The organism is Streptomyces ovatisporus, assembly GCF_042653885.1.
Taxonomy (GTDB): Bacteria; Actinomycetota; Actinomycetes; order Streptomycetales; family Streptomycetaceae; genus Streptomyces; species Streptomyces ovatisporus.
The window spans coordinates 35,844-51,432 of record NZ_JBHSFH010000017.1 but is presented as its reverse complement, the minus strand read 5'-3'; the positions used below and the strand labels follow the sequence as shown (position 1 = coordinate 51,432).

Sequence of the window (15,589 nt, the reverse complement as noted above, 5' to 3'; positions counted from 1 at the left end):
CGACCCTATGGACTGCGCGGCCTTCGCGGGAGGTCCCACGCACACGATGTCACCCGTGCAACACCGGCGGCTGGTGGCCTCATACGTACTCCGTCGGCAACACCGGCTCCCCGCGGGAGAGTTGCATCGCCGACATCGGCAGTCCCGCGAGTGCCTCCTTGTGCCGGTCGCGGACGGTGTCGAGCCCCTCCCTGGCGACGACCTCGCCGCCCCGTACGAGCTCCACCTGGAGCAGGCGGCTGGCCAGCTCCCCGGGGACCGTGCCCGTCCCGACCACTTCGGCCATCGCGACGCCGTCCTCGTCCAGTTGCCGCGCCGCCCACTTGACGCCGGCGGGAGAGGTCTTGCCGCCCATCGACTTCTTCGCCACGGGGCGCAGCGCGGCTCCGGGCGCGTCGGAGTCCGCGCGGGCGACGAGCTTGTAGACCATCGCCGCCGTGGGGTGGCCGCTGCCGGTGACCAGCTGTGTGCCGACGCCGTAGGCGTCGACGGGAGCCGCGGCCAGCGAGGCGATGGCGTACTCGTCCAGGTCGCTGGTGACGACGATCTTCGTCTGTGTCGCGCCGAGTTCGTCGAGCTGGTGGCGGACGCGGTGGGCGAGCAGCAGCAGGTCGCCGGAGTCGATGCGCACGGCGCCGAGGCCGGGCCCCGCGACGTCCACGGCGGTGCGGACGGCTTCGGTGACGTCGTAGGTGTCGACCAGCAGTGTCGTGCCGCTGCCCAGCGACTCGACCTGTGCGGTGAAGGCGCCGCGCTCGCTGTCGTGCAGCAGCGTGAAGGAGTGCGCGCTGGTGCCGACTGTGGGGATCTCGTAGCGGAAGCCGGCGGCGAGGTCGGAGGTGGAGGTGAAGCCGCCGACGTAGGCCGCCCGGGAGGCGGCCACCGCGGCCAGTTCGTGCGTGCGCCGCGCGCCCATCTCCACCAGCGGACGTCCGCCGGCCGCGACCGCCATACGGGAGGCGGCGGCAGCGACGGCCGAGTCGTGGTTGAGGATCGAGAGGATCACCGTCTCCAGCAGTACGCACTCCGCGAAGGTGCCCTGCACCCGCATCACGGGTGAGCCGGGGAAGTAGACCTCGCCCTCGGGGTAGCCGTGGATGTCGCCCCTGAAGCGGTACGAGGAGAGCCACTCCAGCGTGGGTTCGTCGACGATGCCGCGCTCCCGCAGGAAGTCCAGCACCTTGCCGTCGAAGGAGAAGTTCTCCACCGCGTCCAGGACGCGGCCGGTGCCGGCGACGACTCCGTAGCGGCGGCCCTCGGGGAGGCGGCGTGCGAACACCTCGAAGACGCACTGCCGTTCCGCGGTCCCACCGCGCAACGCGGCCTGGAGCATGGTGAGTTCGTACTGGTCGGTGAAGAGCGCCGTCGACGGCACGGCCACCGGCAGTCCCCTGTCGGCCACGGTCACTTGAACTCCTCGCATCGGCGAGCCCCCGGGGAGGGGGCGGGACACGGCCGAGCGTACCCCACATCTCGTCAGTTTGACGATATCGAGTGCGGGCCGTTTGGCCACCCGACGCCCCTGAGTGGCAGCATGGGACCCGTGAGTGTTGCCCCCACCGAGATCGAACTGCCCGAATCGGCCGAGAAGCCCGTCGAGGTCCCCGAGCCCGATCTGCCCTGGGCGACGATCGTGCACAACGACCCGGTCAACCTCATGAGCTACGTGACCTACGTCTTCCAGAGCTACTTCGGCTACCCCAAGGAGAAGGCGAAGAAGCTGATGATGGACGTCCACCACAAGGGCCGAGCGGTCGTCTCCACCGGCAGCCGCGAAGAGATGGAGCGCGACGTGCAGGCGATGCACGGCTACGGGCTGTGGGCGACACTCCAGCAGGACCGCTGATGGCGGGCCACTTCGAGTCCACCGGGGACGGCGGCGCCGCCATCGCCCTGGACGAGATCGAGATCTCCATCCTGCGCAGCCTCGCCGTCCAGCTCCTGGAGCTGATCGGCCCCGGGGAGGAGCCCGTCGACGGCGAGGACCCCTTCGCGGCGCTGCTTGCCGACGGGCCCACCGAACCGCCCTCCGACCCGGCTCTCGCGCGCCTCTTCCCCGACGCCTACGGCGGCGGGCCCGAAGCGCCGGCGGAGAGCGAGGAAGAGCGCCGCGCCGCCGCCGAGTTCCGCCGCTTCACGGAGAACGAACTGCGGGCGCGCAAGCGCGAGGACGGCCTCGCGGTGGTACGGGGGCTGGACTCCCTGACCCCCGACCCGTCCAGGGAGCGGAAGGGGAGCGCCGGTGCGGTGCTCACCCTCAAGCCGGAGGAGTCACGGCAGTGGCTCGGCGCGCTCAACGACCTCCGTCTCGCGATCGGCGCCCGTCTGGAAGTGACGGACGACGATGACGGCAGCGGTCTGTACTCGCTGCCGGACGAGGATCCGCGGAAGCCGATGGTCATGGCATACCTGTGGCTCGGCGGTCTGCAGGAGACCCTGGTGGAGACGCTGCTTCCCTGACCGGCCGCCTTCGGCATCCTTCCTCCTCCGCCTTCGGCGGAGCTGCCGCGCCCGCATATCCTTCCCGGCATGCTGACCATCACCAAGGAGCTGCACGACAAGATCGTCGCCCACGCCCGCAAGGACCACCCCGACGAGGCGTGCGGCGTCATCGCGGGCCCGGCGGGCACGGACCGTCCCGAGCGCTTCATCCCGATGCTGAACGCGGCGCGCTCGCCCACGTTCTACGAGTTCGAGTCGGCCGATCTGCTGCGCCTCTACCGCGAGATGGACGACCGCGACGAGGAGCCCGTCGTCGTCTACCACTCGCACACGGCCACCGAGGCCTACCCCTCACGCACCGACATCAGCTACGCCAACGAGCCGGGCGCCCACTACGTCCTCGTCTCCACCGCGGAGTGCGGCAACGACGAAGGTCCGTTCTCCTTCCGTTCGTTCCGCATCGTGGACGGCGAGGTCACCGAGGAGGACGTCGAGGTCGTCGCCGAGGCCTGAATCCGCAGGACAGAACGGGAGGAACCGCGATCCGAGACGGATCGGTCCACATCATGGAACAAGCATCGGGCCGGACGCCCGGGAATCGTTACGATGAGCCCATGGTTGTCCACGACGTGAGTGCATCTTCGAAGACCCCGGGCACGCTGCTCGTCGGGCGCCTGCACGTCGACCTGTGCCGCCTCGCCAGCGCACTGGGGGCCTCCCCGCGCGGCGAGCACGCCTGCGCCTGAGCTCGTCCGCCGGACAGCGTCCGGCCGGCCCGAGCCCCCTCGCAGGTACGAACCCGCTCACGCACCTCACGCACCGTCCTGCCCGCCTCCGCATCGACAGGAGCCCCTTCATGGCCATCGAGGTCCGCATCCCGACCATCCTCCGCACCTACACCGACGGCGAGAAGTCGGTCACGGGCGAGGGCAGCAACATCAAGGAGCTCTTCGAGGACCTGGAGAGCCGGCACGCGGGCATCCAGGACCGCCTCGTCGACGGCGGTGAGCTGCGCCGCTTCGTGAACGTCTACCTCAACGACGAGGACGTCCGCTTCCTCGACGGCATCAGCACGAAGGTGAGCGACGGCGACAACGTGACGATCCTCCCGGCGGTCGCGGGCGGGTCGGGCCTCGACGCCTCCCCGGGAATGCTGCGCTGATGCGCTACGACTCCCCGCTGGCCGCCGTCGGCGACACCCCGCTCGTGCGTCTCCCGCGCCTGTCGCCGTCGGAGGACGTGCGTATCTGGGCGAAGCTGGAGGACCGCAACCCGACGGGCTCCATCAAGGACCGTCCGGCCCTCCACATGGTGGAACAGGCCGAGAAGGACGGCCGGTTGACGCCCGGATGCACCATCCTGGAGCCCACCTCCGGCAACACGGGCATCTCGCTCGCCATGGCGGCGACGCTCAAGGGCTACCGCATCGTCTGCGTCATGCCGGAGAACACCAGTGAGGAGCGGCGGCAGTTGCTCGCCATGTGGGGAGCCGAGATCATCTCCTCGCCGGCGGCGGGCGGTTCGAACACCGCCGTACGGGTCGCCAAGGAGTACGCCGCGGAGAACCCGGACTGGGTGATGCTCTACCAGTACGGCAACGAGGCCAACTCCGGTGCCCACTACGCCGGTACGGGCCCGGAGATCCTCGCCGACCTCCCTTCGGTGACCCACTTCGTGGCGGGCCTGGGCACCACGGGGACGCTCATGGGGGCGGGCCGCTACCTGCGCGAACAGCGCCCCGGCATCCAGATCATCGCCGCCGAACCCCGCTACGACGACCTCGTGTACGGGCTGCGCAACCTCGACGAGGGTTTCGTCCCCGAGCTGTACGACGAGTCGGTGCTCACGGGCCGCTTCTCCGTCGGCTCGGAGGACGCCGTGACCCGCACCCGTGAACTCCTCGCGCAGGAAGGCATCTTCGCCGGAGTGTCCACCGGAGCCGCCCTGCACGCGGCGATCGGAGTGGGGCGCAAGGCGGTACGGGCGGGGGAGAGCGCGGACATCGTCTTCGTCGTCGCCGACGGCGGATGGAAGTACCTCTCCACGGGCATCTACACCGCCGAGTCCACGGACGCCGCGGTCGAGGCGCTGCAGGGCCAGCTCTGGGCCTGAGCCCGCGGAATCCCCCTGCCGGTCCGGACGGCTGCCCCGTCCGCCGGGCCGTCAGCCGTACTGTCCGCGGCCTCGTGCACCTCCGCGCCGCCGGGCTCAGCCGTCGCCGGAGAGGTGGCGCACCTGGTCCCAGGTGTCAGGGCCCACCTCACCGGCACGGTGTCCGAACTCCCGCAGCGCCACTTCCCTCACGTCGTCGGTGAGCAGGGTGCTGATCCGGCCCGGCGCCTCCGCGACGGTGCCCGGCGGGAGCTCGATCCTCGTACCGGCCGGTTCCTCCAGGCGCGCCCCGCCCGGGCGTTCGGCTGTGACGCGTACCACGCGGGCGCTCTCCAGCCGTACCGCGAGCACGAGGACCAGCAGCGGTTCCCGCGTCCACCAGATCTCACCGGGACGAGGACCCCGGTGCGGCAGCGGAACCCCGCCACGGCGCCGGCGACGGCGCGGGCCGAGCCGGGCACCCCCGTCGACCAGCGCTGCCACGAGGGACAGAGCCACGACGGCGCCCAGGGCGAGCCACCACCAAGTGTCCACGTCCGCTTCGCCTCCCGGACCTGACGGCGCATACCGCACAGATTGCCGACCGTACCCCGCGCTGGTGATTCCGCCCACACCAGCACGCTCCAGAGGCCACAGGCGGTGCGAGGCGGCTTACGCTCGAAAAACCCCACAGCCGCCAACGGAGGTCCCTGCTTCATGAAGCTCACCGTCGTCGGCTGCTCCGGGTCGTTCCCCTCAGCGGAGTCGGCCTGTTCGAGCTATCTGGTCGAAGCGGACGGCTACCGGCTGCTCCTCGACATGGGCAATGGCGCGCTCGGCGAGCTGCAGCGGCACATCGGGCTCTACGACCTCGACGCCGTCGTCCTCAGCCACCTCCACGCCGACCACTGCATCGACATGTGCGGCTATTTCGTCGCGCGCTACTACCGCCATGAGGGCGGCCGTTGCGCACCCATCCCGGTGTACGGCCCGCAGGGCACCGAGCAGCGGCTCGACAGCGCCTACGGCGACACCCCTTCCGCCTCGGCCATGAGCGAGGTCTTCGACTTCCGCACCCTCGTCCCCAAGGGCACCTTCGAACTGGGGCCCTTCGCCGTCACCACGGAGAAGGTGGCCCATCCCGTCGAGGCGTACGCGTTCCGCGTCGTGCACAAGGAGACCGGGCGCACTCTCGTCTACTCGGGTGACACGGGGCCGTGCAGCCTGCTGTGCGATCTCGCCGCGGACGCGGACCTGTTCCTGTGCGAGGCGTCCTTCACCCACGGCAAGGAAGCCATCCCCGACCTGCATCTCAACGGACGCGAGGCGGGGGAGTGCGCACAGGCGGCGGGTGTGGGGCAGCTGGTCCTCACGCACGTACCGCCGTGGACGGACGCCAAGGTCAATCTGCGGGACGCGAAGGACGCCTTCGGGGGTCCGGTGGAGCTGGCCAGGGCCGGCGCCGTCTACGAGCTGTAGAAGCGCTCCCGCACCCGCTGCGCCGCCGTGGCCGGGGCCCGCCCGGCCTGCTGCCTGCCGCCTGCCGCTCGTCCGTCCCGCACCGCACCGCTTCGCGCCCGCTGCGGTGCGGCAGCGGGCACGAAGCATCAGTCCGGGGCCCGGTAACCGCGGCCGGGAGTCCGGGCGGGACGTCAGATCCTTGCCGGGGTCTCTTCCTTGCCCCCGTCCTCGTCGCCGCCGTCCCGGTCGTCGGAGCGGCTCCGGTTCGCGGCGCCCGCGGGCCGGTGGTCCTGCTTCTCCATGCTCTTGTCCGCGACGTTCTCGGCGACGTTCTCCGCCGCGCCCACCGCGACGGCGTCCGGTGCCGGTGCCCGCTTCCCGGACCCGGGCCGCTCCGCCTTCTCCTCCTCGGCGGGCTCGGGCGCCTCGCGGCCGGGTGTGGGCAGGTCGAACTTGACGATCGCGAAGCGGAAGACCACGTAGTAGACCACCGCGAAGATCAGGCCGACCAGCATCAGCCCCCACGGGTTGGTGGCGATGCCCAGGTTGAGCAGGAAGTCGATCGCCCCGGCCGAGAAGCCGAATCCGTCCTTCATGCCCAGCGCCCAGACCAGCGCCATGGAGATGCCGGTCAGAACGGCGTGGATCGCGTACAGGACGGGCGCGATGAACATGAACGAGAACTCGATCGGCTCGGTGACGCCGGTGATGAAGGCGGTCAGGGCGAGCGAGATCATCAGGCCGCCCACGAGCTTGCGACGCTCGGGGCGTGCGCAGTGGTACATCGCGAGACAGGCCGCGGGCAGCGCGAACATCATGATCGGGAAGAAGCCCGTCATGAACTGGCCCGCGCTCGGGTCGCCGGCCAGGAAGCGGGCGATGTCGCCGTGCTGGCCCTTGTAGGAACCGGCCTGGAACCACGGGAAGGAGTTGAGCAGGTGGTGCATGCCGATGGGGATCAGCGCCCGGTTGGCGATGCCGTAGACGCCTGCCCCCGCGGCGCCGGAGCCGACCAGCCACTCGCCGAAGCTGTGCAGGCCGGTGCCCAGTACGGGCCAGATGTAGCCGAAGAGCACGCCGAGGAAGAGGCCGGCGAAGGCCGAGAGGATCGGGACGAGCCGCCGACCGCCGAAGAATCCCAGCCACTCCGGGAGCTTCTTGCGGTAGTAGCGCTGGAAGAGCAGGGCGACCACGAGGCCCATGATCACGCCCCCGAGGACCCCTGCGTCCACCGGAGGCGCGACGGTGCCGACTTCTCCGTCGACGACCTTCTCGACCTTGGGGAGGTTGCCGTCGGTGAAGGTCTCCAGGACGTTCTTGAAGACCAGGTAGCCCACCACGGCGGCCAGGGCCGTCGAGCCGTCCGACTTGCGGGCGAAGCCCACCGCGATGCCGACCGCGAACAGCAGCGGCATGTTGTCGATCAGGGCGCCGCCGCCCGCCGCGAGGAACTCGGCGATGCGGTTGACGGAGTCCGGGAAGCCCGGGCGGCCGAGCATGTCGGGCTGGCCCAGCCGGACCATCAGGGCGGCGGCCGGCAGGGTGGCGATCGGCAGCATGAGGCTGCGGCCGATGCGCTGGGCGACTGCCATCGCGCCGGAGCCACGGCCCTTGTCCGGGGCCTGGGTTGCCGTGGTCATCAACTGCCTCCAGTGGTCTGCGGGAGGTCGCGCCGTGTGGAGCAGACCCTGTAAATGGTTTAGACCTCTTTTAGCATGTGCGCGTTCCGGTGGAAAACGGATCTTCTTCCGTGCCTGTGCGCATCGCCGGCTGTCCGGCTGACTCTCCGGCTGACGGTCGTCGGCCCGGCCTTCAGCCTGTACGGACCGCCGTCCACCCGCCCGCGTGCCGGGCCCGGGCGAGGCGCATGCCCGCCCGCAGCCGGCGGGGAATTCCGCGCCTCCGCGCCCCCCGCGGCCCGGAAGGCGCGCCGGACGGCTTGCTTCATACTGGTGCAAGCCCCCACGAGTGCGCCGGCGGCGCCGGAGGTCAAGGCCCGCAGATCAGGAGACAGACATGAGCAGCAAGGCTGAGAAGATCGTCGCCGGGCTCGGCGGCCTCGCCAACATCGCCGAGATCGAGGGCTGCATCACACGCCTGCGCACCGAGGTCGAGGACCCCTCTCTGGTCGACGAGGCCGCGCTCCGGGCCGCCGGCGCCCACGGCGTCGTCAAGATGGGCTCGGCCGTGCAGGTCGTCATCGGCACCGACGCCGACCCTCTCGCGGGCGAGATCGAAGACATGCTCTGAGCCGTGCGCGGGTGATGGGCCGTTCGGCTGAACGGAGCCTTCCGGCTACGGACTAGGCTCGCCCCCATGACTCGTATCGACGGCCGTACGGCTGACCAGTTGCGCCCCATCACCATCGACCGCGACTGGAGCAAGCACGCCGAGGGATCTGTCCTGATCTCCTTCGGCGACACCCGGGTCCTGTGCACCGCCAGCGTCACGGAAGGGGTGCCGCGCTGGCGCAAGGGAAGCGGTGAGGGATGGGTCACCGCCGAGTACGCGATGCTGCCCCGCTCGACCAACACCCGCGGCGACCGTGAGTCCGTACGCGGCAGGATCGGCGGGCGCACGCACGAGATCTCCCGTCTCATCGGACGGTCCCTGAGGGCCGTCGTGGACTACAAGGCCCTCGGGGAGAACACCGTCGTGCTCGACTGCGACGTGCTCCAGGCCGACGGCGGCACCCGTACCGCAGCCATCACCGGCGCCTATGTCGCGCTGGCCGACGCGGTCCGCTGGGCACAGGAGAAGAAACTGGTCAAGAGCAAGTCGCAGCCGCTGAAGGGCACCGTCTCCGCGGTCAGCGTCGGCATCGTCGACTCCGTTCCGCTGCTGGACCTGTGCTACGAGGAGGACGTGCGGGCGGAGACCGACATGAACGTCGTCTGCACCGGCGACGGACGCTTCGTCGAGGTCCAAGGCACCGCGGAGGGTGCGCCGTTCGCCCGTGAGGAACTCGACGCGCTCCTCGACCTCGCCGTGAAGGGCTGCCTCCAACTGGACGGCGCACAGCGGCAGGCGATCGGCGGCTGAGCGGACCGCCGCGTCCGGCCGCGGGGACGGCGGCGTCCCTCCACCGCGCATCGCGGCCGAAATTCGCCGCACGGAGAGGAAACTCCAGACGCGTTCCGCACGTCTAAAGGAGTACGGGCCGCACGGGTCATTCCGTGCGGCCCGTCCACATACAGAAGGGGTTCCCGTGCGTCGTTCCCTCGTGCCGGCCGTCCTCGGCATCGCAGCGCTGTCCTCCGTGGCACTCACAGGGTGCAGCGCCGTGGACAAGGCGATCAGCTGCGCCAACACCGCGGTCACCGTCGCCGAAGCCGCCGACGATCTCCAACGGGCAGCCGACGAGGCCTCGGAGGACCCGGCACAGGCGCAGAATTCGATCGACCGCATAGAGAAGAACCTGAAGAAGATAGACGAGGGCACGGGCGACTCCGACGTCAGCAAGGCGGTCGACCACATGAGGACCGCGGTCGAGGACGCGGGCAAGGCCGTCGACGAGGGCCGCGACCCGGACGTCCGTCCCGTGGGCAAGGCCGCCGACGAACTGACCAAGGTCTGCAGCCCCGAGTAGCACCCTCGCAGGCCGCGCGGAGAGCGGAGCCGTGCACAACGGCTCCGACGCGCGGCGCCACCCGCCTCCCGCGCCTGACCGGGCCTCAACTCCCGGTCAGGCGCACCAGTGTGTAGATCGCCAGTCCCGCGAGAGCGCCGACAACGGTGCCGTTGAGACGGATGAACTGCAGGTCGCGGCCGATGTGAGCCTCGATCTTCTTCGACGTGTGCTCCGCGTCCCAGCCCGCGACCGTCTCCGTGATCAACGAGGTGATCTCGTCCCGGTAGGCCGTGACGACGTGCACCGCCGCGTCCTCGATCCAGCCGTCGACCTTGCCCTGCAGACGGCCGTCGGCGGCCATCCGGTGCCCCAGCGACAGCAGCGACGTCCTCGTCCGCACCCGTAGTTCACTGCGTTCGTCCTCCGCGGCGGCGACCATCATCGAGCGGACCGCGGCCCACGTCGACGCGATCAGCTCCTGCACCTCGCGCCGTGCGAGCACCTCGCTCTTCAGCCGTTCGACCCGTGCCCGCGTCTCCTCGTCGGAGCGCAGGTCGGCGGCGAAGTCCGTCAGGAACCGGTCGACCGCGTTCCGTGCGGGATGGTCCGGCATGTCCCGCATCTCGGTGACGAAACGCAGCAACTCCCGGTAGACGCGGTCGCCCACGCGCCGGTCCACGAAGCGGGGCGTCCAGCCGGGCGCGCCACCGGTGACGGCGTCCATCACGGAGTCGCTGTGCTCCTCCAGCCACTCCGCCGCCCGCGCGCACACCAGGTCGACCAGCCGCCTGTGACCTCCGTCCACGACGACCTTCTCCAGCAGCGCACCCAGACCGGGCGCGATCTCCTGCGCGTCAGCCCGCCGCGTGATGGCCTCACCGACCACCGCCTGCACGTCCGAGTCCCGCAGCACGGCCAGGGCACCGCGCAGAGCCGTCGCCGACTCGGCCGTGACGCGGTCCGCGTGCTCCGGATCGGCCAGCCACGCGCCGAGCCGGCTGCCGATGCCGACGGCCCGCAGACGCGCCCGTACGACGCCGGAGGAGAGGAAGTTCTCACCGACGAACTCGCCCAGGCTCTGCCCGAGTTGGTTCTTCTTGGTGGGGATGATCGCGGTGTGCGGGATCGGCAGCCCGAGCGGATGACGGAAGAGAGCCGTCACCGCGAACCAGTCCGCCAGAGCACCCACCATCCCGGCCTCGGCGGCAGCCGCCACATAGCCGCTCCAGCCGCCCGCACCCTCGTGCTGCGCCCACTTGGCGAGCACGAAGACGGTGGCCATCAGCAACAGGGCACCGGTGGCGATCGTCTTCATGCGGCGCACGCCACGACGCCGCTCCTCGTCCGCCGCCGTGAAGGTGTTCATCGCCCCCGGGTTCGCAGGACGGTCCCCACCGCCGCCGGGCTGTCCGCCGGGGCCCCGCCGGGAGGGCGGACCTCCGGCCCGGCCACCCCCTCCACCGCGTGCCGGACCGTCCCCGTCCGCCCGCCCGGAGCCGCTGTCGCCGCCCGAAGTGGCGTGCCGGGCACGCTCGTTGGAGCCGGGCGGAAGTGCCTCCGCCCGGCCTGTGATTGCTCTCACTCCGCCGGCTTCTCCGGCAGCGACCTCGCCCGCTTTTGCCCGATCCATCCACTCCACCGTTCGACCAGTCCCCCCTACAGTGTCCCAAGGTGCCTGACAGGTGGAACGAAGCCCGGGATTCCGGCGTCTGTCTGTGCGGGTGACGACTCAGTCGCCCTCAGGCCTGGGCCGACCCCGCGGGAGGACCCCGCTGCGATCGTGGGACCATGCCACCGCGACCACTCGGAGCCTCGGGCTCCGCCTGCCCGAGGAGATACACCGAGCGTGACCAGAAACATGGGTTATGCCTTGCTGGCCGGACTGGCGGCCATCGTCGTCCTTGTCTCGACAGCGGTCTTCATCGGCGTCGGCAGTGACGACGGCAGCCTCGACGGCACCTCCCAGGGCGCTCGTGACAACGCGGCACCCGCCTCCTCGGGCTCGTGGGTGGGGACGTGGTCGGCGCCCGCCGTCGCAGCCGAACCCGAGACCCGGGCAGGGTTCGCGAAGATGTCGATACGGAACATCGTCCACACCTCCGTGGGCGGCACCGGAGCCCGTATCACCCTCTCGAACCTCTACGGCACGAGACCGCTGACCGTCTCCCACGCGACGCTCGCTCTCGCCGCCGCCCCGAGCAACCCCACCGCCGCGACCGGGACCATGCGCCGGCTGACGTTCGACAAGTCCCGCACCGTCACCATCGCCCCGGGCCGCACCGTCACCAGCGACGCCGTACGGCTCAACGTCCCCCACGCGGCCGACCTGCTCGTCACGACGTACTCACCCAGCCCCTCCGGGCCTGTGACCTACCACCCCTACGCGCGGCAGACCAGCTACATCGCCCAGGGCGACCGCGCCGACGAGACCTCCGGTACCGCGTTCACCCAACAGAGCCCGTACTGGCGCTACTTGACAGCAGTCGACGTATGGACCCACGAGACCCGCGGCGCCGTCGCCGTCCTCGGCGACTCCATCACCGACGGCATCACCTCCAGCCCCGGCGCCAACCGCCGCTGGACCGACTTCCTCGCCGAACGCCTGCGCACCGAACGCAACGCGCCCTCCTACAGCGTCCTCAACGGCGGCATCAGCGGGAACCGCGTCCTCGTCGACGGCAGCCGCTACTCGCCCAACAACGGTCCCAGCGCCCTGACCCGCGCGGAGCGCGACGTGCTCTCCCGCACGGGAGTGAAGGCCGTCGTCATCGAGATGGGCCTCAACGACATCATCAAGCCGCCGCGGCAGCACAACGCGGACCAGATCGTCGACGGCCTGCGGCAGTTGGTCAGGGCGGCGCACGCCCGCGGCCTGCGCGTGGTCGGTGGAACCCTCACGCCCTTCGGCGGACACCGCGGCTACCGGCCGCACCTGGACGCCACGCGGCAGCAGGTCAACGAGCAGATCCGCGCCGGCAAGGTCTTCGACTCCGTCGTCGACTTCGACGCCGCCCTGCGGGACCCGGCCAACCCCAACCGGCTGCGCCCCGCCTACGATTCGGGCGACCACCTGCACCCCAGCGACAACGGCTACCGGGCGATGGCCGAGGCGCTCGACCTGAAGGAACTCAGGGGCTCCTCGCCGGCGCGCACCTGACGCGCAACCCGCGCTCCCGGCGGTGTCCGGAGACCCGGAAACCTGCCGGCCCACGGCCGCCGGGACGTCAACGGCCCGAATACATACGGGCGATGACGTCCTCGATGTCGGGCTCCCGCACGGACAGATCCACCATCGGATACCCGTCGGCCACCTGCGAGACGATCGGGGCGGCGCTCGCCGACGCGGGGAAGGCGAGCCACTGGCGCGGCCCCTGCGTCCGCACGGTGCGCGCCCCCTCGATCCCTTCGATCGGCGGCAACTCCCGCTCCAGATCCACCACCAGGGTCCGCTCGCTCTCGCCGACCTCGTGCAGCCCCTCCAGTGCGCCGTCGTACATCAGGCGGCCGTGGTCGATGACCATGACGCGCTTGCACAGCTGCTCGATGTCGGTCAGGTCGTGGGTGGTCAGCAGTACGGTCGTGCCCTGCGACGCGTTCAGGTCGCGCAGGAAACGCCGCACTGTCGCCTTGCTGACGACGTCGAGCCCGATCGTCGGCTCGTCGAGGTAGAGCACCTCTGGGTCGTGCAGCAGCGCCGCAGTGATGTCGCCGCGCATCCGCTGCCCCAACGACAGTTGCCGTACGGGCACTTCGAGCAGCTCGGCGAGGTCGAGCAGCTCGACGCAGCGGTCGAGATTCGCTCTGAAGCGGGCCTCCGGGACGCGGTACATGCGGCGCATCAGCGCGTAGGAGTCGCGCAGCGGCAGGTCCCACCACAGAGTGGTGCGCTGGCCGAACACGACGCCGATCCGGCGGGCCAGCCGCGTGCGTTCGCGGGAAGGGTCGATGCCCGCGACCCGTACACGTCCGCCGCTGGGCGTGAGGATGCCGGTGAGCATCTTGATCGTCGTCGACTTGCCGGCGCCGTTGGGCCCGATGTATCCGACCATCCCGCCGCGGGGGACCGCGAAGGAGATGCCGTCCACCGCCCGCACCTCGTGCCGCTCGCGGCGCAGCCGTCCGCGCGCTCTGCGGCGCACCTGGAAGACCTTCTCCACGTCCTCCAGCACGATGAAGCCGTCCGTCATCTCCCGCCCTCCGAAATCGTCCGCGCCGTCCGAGCCGTTCCGTTCCGCATGTGCCGTCCGCGCCCTCCGCGTGAGGGCGCCGAGCCGGTCAACTGCCCGTGCTCCGGTAGGCGCGCAGCCCGGCCCGCCACGCGACACCCGCCAGCGCACAGCACGCCGCAGCCACCGCGGGACCCCCGAAGTCGACCCAGCCCGGCAGCTCCAGCGGGTCGTCCTTGCCCAGGATCCGCAGCACCGGCAGCCAGTTGACGAAGGCGAGCGGAACCACGAACGTCACTCCGCGCACGAGTTCCTTGGAGAAGACCGTCGGCGGGTACTCGAGCAGCGTCGCGCCGCCGTAGGTGAAGGAGTTCTGCACCTCCGCCGCGTCCTGCGCGACGAACTGGAACGCTCCGCCGAGCACGAAGACCGACGAGAAGATCGCAGCCCCGCTCAGCAGCGTCACGACCAGGAGCAGCACTTTCCACGCCGTCCAGCCGACGTCGACCGCGGTCAGCGCCCAGCCCAGCACGAGCATGCTCTGCAGGATCCGCCCGAGCCGCCGCAGCGCGAAGCGGTCGGCGGCGACCTGCGCCAGGGCGGGCACGGGGCGCACCAGCATGGTGTCCAGCGTTCCGTCCCGTACACGCGTCCCCAGCTTCTCGAAGGACCCCATGAACAGATCGGCCAGCGAGAAGGACGTCGTACAGGTGCCGTAGAGCAGGGCGACCTCGGCGAGCGAGAAACCTCCCAGGGCGCCGACGTGCGAGAACATGATCATGATGGCGACGAAGTCGAGCGCCGTGAAGGTGAAGCTGCCCGCGGCCATCATCACGAACGACGCCCGGTAGACCATCGTCGAGCGGATCCACATGGCTGCGATGAAGCAGTATGCGCGGACGCCCCAGCGCAGCCGGCTCCACGGACCCTCCGCCGCCGCCTCCGGCAGGCCCCAGCCCCCCACCGGCGGGGACGTCGCCGCGGAAGCCACCCGCGCCGGGTCCTGGAGCGGTACCTCAGCCACCCTGGACCACCACCTTCCTGGTGGCCAGCGACTGCAGTGCACGGCCTGCCGCCAGCAGCCCCACGGCCCACACGGCCTGGAAGCCGTACGCCGCGAGCAGCCCCGTCCCTTCGTACTCGCCGAGCAGCACGTCCGCGGGGACCTGCATCGTCGCCGCCCACGGCAGCATCCGCACCGTCTCGCCGAAGAGCCCCGGGAAGATCGTCAGCGGCAGCAGCATCCCGGAGAAGAGGGAGCTCAGCAGGCTGCCGAGCATGTTCAGCCCCGACCCGTCCAGCAGCCAGAAGGAGCTGAGGGCGAGGAGATAGCGCAGCCCGAACCCGGTGATCACGCCCAGCAGCACCGAGGTGAGGAAGGCGATCCACCGCAACGGCGAGGCGGGCAGGGCCAGTTCGAAGGCCAGGGCACCCACGGCCATCGGCACGATGCCGCGGCCGAGCAGCTGGAACGCGGCCCGTCCCAGGTCCGCGGCCAGCCACCAGAGTTGAAGATCGGCGGGACGGTAGAGATCGACGGCCACATCGCCCGTACGGATGCGCTCCTGCAGCTCTTCCTGGAAGCCGCCCCCGATCAGGGACGCCGCGGCGAGGATCGCCTGGCCCGCCCACACGAAGGTGAGTGCCTGTGACTGGTCGTAACCGCCGAGGTGAGGTCGCTCACTCCACAACGCGAGAAAGGTGTAGGAGAGAACGAAGCCGAAGACGGTGTTCGTGAAGACACCGGCAGCCGTCGCAATCCGGTAGGTGGCATATCTCCGGAAACTCCCGGCTGCCACGGCGAAATAGACGCCGTGAAGGCGCATCCTTTTGAAGCCTTTCTCCGTCTTCCTCTGTG

At 70.5% G+C, this 15,589-nt stretch carries 18 protein-coding genes; 11 read left to right on the top strand and 7 right to left on the bottom strand.

Going from position 1 to position 15,589, the window contains the following annotated elements; all coding sequences use genetic code 11:
• Positions 1-79 precede the first annotated feature (79 nt).
• Positions 80-1,408 carry a nicotinate phosphoribosyltransferase gene (locus ACFPA8_RS26225; RefSeq protein ID WP_386452491.1) on the bottom strand — a complete coding sequence of 443 codons (1,329 nt, stop codon included), beginning with the start codon at positions 1,406-1,408 and terminating at the stop codon, positions 80-82.
• A gap of 126 nt (positions 1,409-1,534) precedes the next feature.
• On the opposite strand from ACFPA8_RS26225, the gene clpS reads away from it, so the two are divergent.
• The 6 genes from clpS to ACFPA8_RS26195 all read left to right on the top strand — a co-directional run bounded on the left by clpS (position 1,535) and on the right by ACFPA8_RS26195 (position 4,554).
• Positions 1,535-1,846 carry an ATP-dependent Clp protease adapter ClpS gene (clpS, locus tag ACFPA8_RS26220; RefSeq protein WP_386452489.1) on the top strand — a complete coding sequence of 104 codons (312 nt, stop codon included), beginning with the start codon at positions 1,535-1,537 and terminating at the stop codon, positions 1,844-1,846.
• The gene (locus ACFPA8_RS26215) at positions 1,846-2,460 is read left to right on the top strand and encodes a DUF2017 domain-containing protein (protein WP_386452487.1); all 615 of its coding nucleotides are present in this window, start codon (positions 1,846-1,848) and stop codon (positions 2,458-2,460) included. The genes clpS and ACFPA8_RS26215 overlap by 1 nt, the downstream gene beginning before the upstream one ends.
• Positions 2,461-2,529: 69 nt before the next feature.
• The gene (locus ACFPA8_RS26210) at positions 2,530-2,955 is read left to right on the top strand and encodes a M67 family metallopeptidase (protein ID WP_386452485.1); all 426 of its coding nucleotides are present in this window, start codon (positions 2,530-2,532) and stop codon (positions 2,953-2,955) included.
• 101 nt (positions 2,956-3,056) lie between these two features.
• A complete protein-coding gene (locus ACFPA8_RS26205; protein ID WP_386452483.1) occupies positions 3,057-3,188 on the top strand; it encodes a putative leader peptide in 132 nt (43 codons plus the stop codon).
• 110 nt (positions 3,189-3,298) lie between these two features.
• Positions 3,299-3,604, top strand: a complete 306-nt coding sequence (locus tag ACFPA8_RS26200) for a MoaD/ThiS family protein (protein ID WP_386452481.1) — start codon at positions 3,299-3,301, stop codon at positions 3,602-3,604.
• Positions 3,604-4,554: a PLP-dependent cysteine synthase family protein gene (locus ACFPA8_RS26195; protein ID WP_386452479.1), complete on the top strand. Its 951-nt coding sequence runs from the start codon at positions 3,604-3,606 to the stop codon at positions 4,552-4,554. The genes ACFPA8_RS26200 and ACFPA8_RS26195 overlap by 1 nt, the downstream gene beginning before the upstream one ends.
• Before the next feature lie 96 nt (positions 4,555-4,650).
• Here the strand turns inward: ACFPA8_RS26195 and ACFPA8_RS26190 are convergent, their stop codons facing one another.
• The gene (locus tag ACFPA8_RS26190) at positions 4,651-5,088 is read right to left on the bottom strand and encodes a type II toxin-antitoxin system PemK/MazF family toxin (RefSeq protein ID WP_386452477.1); all 438 of its coding nucleotides are present in this window, start codon (positions 5,086-5,088) and stop codon (positions 4,651-4,653) included.
• 162 nt (positions 5,089-5,250) lie between these two features.
• On the opposite strand from ACFPA8_RS26190, the gene ACFPA8_RS26185 reads away from it, so the two are divergent.
• Positions 5,251-6,012: an MBL fold metallo-hydrolase gene (locus tag ACFPA8_RS26185; protein ID WP_386452476.1), complete on the top strand. Its 762-nt coding sequence runs from the start codon at positions 5,251-5,253 to the stop codon at positions 6,010-6,012.
• 173 nt (positions 6,013-6,185) lie between these two features.
• On the opposite strand, the gene ACFPA8_RS26180 is transcribed toward ACFPA8_RS26185, so the two are convergent.
• Positions 6,186-7,634 (bottom strand): PTS transporter subunit EIIC, encoded by a 1,449-nt coding sequence (locus ACFPA8_RS26180; RefSeq protein WP_386452474.1) that lies wholly within the window; start codon positions 7,632-7,634, stop codon positions 6,186-6,188.
• A gap of 376 nt (positions 7,635-8,010) precedes the next feature.
• Here ACFPA8_RS26180 and ACFPA8_RS26175 point away from each other — a divergent pair, with 376 nt between their 5' ends.
• From ACFPA8_RS26175 to ACFPA8_RS26165, 3 genes are all read left to right on the top strand, one after another.
• Entirely contained in the window at positions 8,011-8,244 is a 234-nt protein-coding gene (locus ACFPA8_RS26175) for a PTS sugar transporter subunit IIB (protein WP_386452472.1), read from the top strand.
• A gap of 66 nt (positions 8,245-8,310) precedes the next feature.
• A complete protein-coding gene (gene rph, locus ACFPA8_RS26170) occupies positions 8,311-9,036 on the top strand; it encodes a ribonuclease PH (RefSeq protein WP_386452471.1) in 726 nt (241 codons plus the stop codon).
• A gap of 166 nt (positions 9,037-9,202) precedes the next feature.
• Positions 9,203-9,583, top strand: a complete 381-nt coding sequence (locus ACFPA8_RS26165; protein ID WP_386452469.1) for a hypothetical protein — start codon at positions 9,203-9,205, stop codon at positions 9,581-9,583.
• Positions 9,584-9,668: 85 nt separating this feature from the next.
• Here the strand turns inward: ACFPA8_RS26165 and ACFPA8_RS26160 are convergent, their stop codons facing one another.
• Positions 9,669-11,195 carry a DUF445 domain-containing protein gene (locus ACFPA8_RS26160; RefSeq protein ID WP_386452468.1) on the bottom strand — a complete coding sequence of 509 codons (1,527 nt, stop codon included), beginning with the start codon at positions 11,193-11,195 and terminating at the stop codon, positions 9,669-9,671.
• A 228-nt stretch (positions 11,196-11,423) separates the two neighbouring features.
• Here ACFPA8_RS26160 and ACFPA8_RS26155 point away from each other — a divergent pair, with 228 nt between their 5' ends.
• Positions 11,424-12,722, top strand: a complete 1,299-nt coding sequence (locus ACFPA8_RS26155; RefSeq protein WP_386452641.1) for an SGNH/GDSL hydrolase family protein — start codon at positions 11,424-11,426, stop codon at positions 12,720-12,722.
• A 67-nt stretch (positions 12,723-12,789) separates the two neighbouring features.
• Here the strand turns inward: ACFPA8_RS26155 and ACFPA8_RS26150 are convergent, their stop codons facing one another.
• From ACFPA8_RS26150 to ACFPA8_RS26140, 3 genes are all read right to left on the bottom strand, one after another.
• Complete coding sequence (locus ACFPA8_RS26150) at positions 12,790-13,752, bottom strand: ABC transporter ATP-binding protein (RefSeq protein WP_386452467.1); 963 nt, start codon at positions 13,750-13,752, stop codon at positions 12,790-12,792.
• 88 nt (positions 13,753-13,840) lie between these two features.
• On the bottom strand, positions 13,841-14,605 hold the full coding sequence (locus tag ACFPA8_RS26145; protein ID WP_386452639.1) for an ABC transporter permease: 765 nt from the start codon (positions 14,603-14,605) through the stop codon (positions 13,841-13,843).
• A gap of 142 nt (positions 14,606-14,747) precedes the next feature.
• Entirely contained in the window at positions 14,748-15,557 is an 810-nt protein-coding gene (locus tag ACFPA8_RS26140; protein WP_386452465.1) for an ABC transporter permease, read from the bottom strand.
• Positions 15,558-15,589 lie beyond the last annotated feature (32 nt).

Coding starts and splice junctions, on each gene's coding strand:
- clpS (WP_386452489.1), top strand. CDS start 1,535: ATGGGACCCGTGAGTGTTGCCCCCACCGAGATCGAACTGCCCGAATCG.
- ACFPA8_RS26215 (WP_386452487.1), top strand. CDS start 1,846: ATGGCGGGCCACTTCGAGTCCACCGGGGACGGCGGCGCCGCCATCGCC.
- ACFPA8_RS26210 (WP_386452485.1), top strand. CDS start 2,530: ATGCTGACCATCACCAAGGAGCTGCACGACAAGATCGTCGCCCACGCC.
- ACFPA8_RS26205 (WP_386452483.1), top strand. CDS start 3,057: ATGGTTGTCCACGACGTGAGTGCATCTTCGAAGACCCCGGGCACGCTG.
- ACFPA8_RS26200 (WP_386452481.1), top strand. CDS start 3,299: ATGGCCATCGAGGTCCGCATCCCGACCATCCTCCGCACCTACACCGAC.
- ACFPA8_RS26195 (WP_386452479.1), top strand. CDS start 3,604: ATGCGCTACGACTCCCCGCTGGCCGCCGTCGGCGACACCCCGCTCGTG.
- ACFPA8_RS26185 (WP_386452476.1), top strand. CDS start 5,251: ATGAAGCTCACCGTCGTCGGCTGCTCCGGGTCGTTCCCCTCAGCGGAG.
- ACFPA8_RS26180 (WP_386452474.1), bottom strand. CDS start 7,634: ATGACCACGGCAACCCAGGCCCCGGACAAGGGCCGTGGCTCCGGCGCG.
- ACFPA8_RS26175 (WP_386452472.1), top strand. CDS start 8,011: ATGAGCAGCAAGGCTGAGAAGATCGTCGCCGGGCTCGGCGGCCTCGCC.
- rph (WP_386452471.1), top strand. CDS start 8,311: ATGACTCGTATCGACGGCCGTACGGCTGACCAGTTGCGCCCCATCACC.
- ACFPA8_RS26160 (WP_386452468.1), bottom strand. CDS start 11,195: ATGGATCGGGCAAAAGCGGGCGAGGTCGCTGCCGGAGAAGCCGGCGGA.
- ACFPA8_RS26155 (WP_386452641.1), top strand. CDS start 11,424: ATGGGTTATGCCTTGCTGGCCGGACTGGCGGCCATCGTCGTCCTTGTC.
- ACFPA8_RS26150 (WP_386452467.1), bottom strand. CDS start 13,752: ATGACGGACGGCTTCATCGTGCTGGAGGACGTGGAGAAGGTCTTCCAG.
- ACFPA8_RS26145 (WP_386452639.1), bottom strand. CDS start 14,605: ATGTGGATCCGCTCGACGATGGTCTACCGGGCGTCGTTCGTGATGATG.
- ACFPA8_RS26140 (WP_386452465.1), bottom strand. CDS start 15,557: ATGCGCCTTCACGGCGTCTATTTCGCCGTGGCAGCCGGGAGTTTCCGG.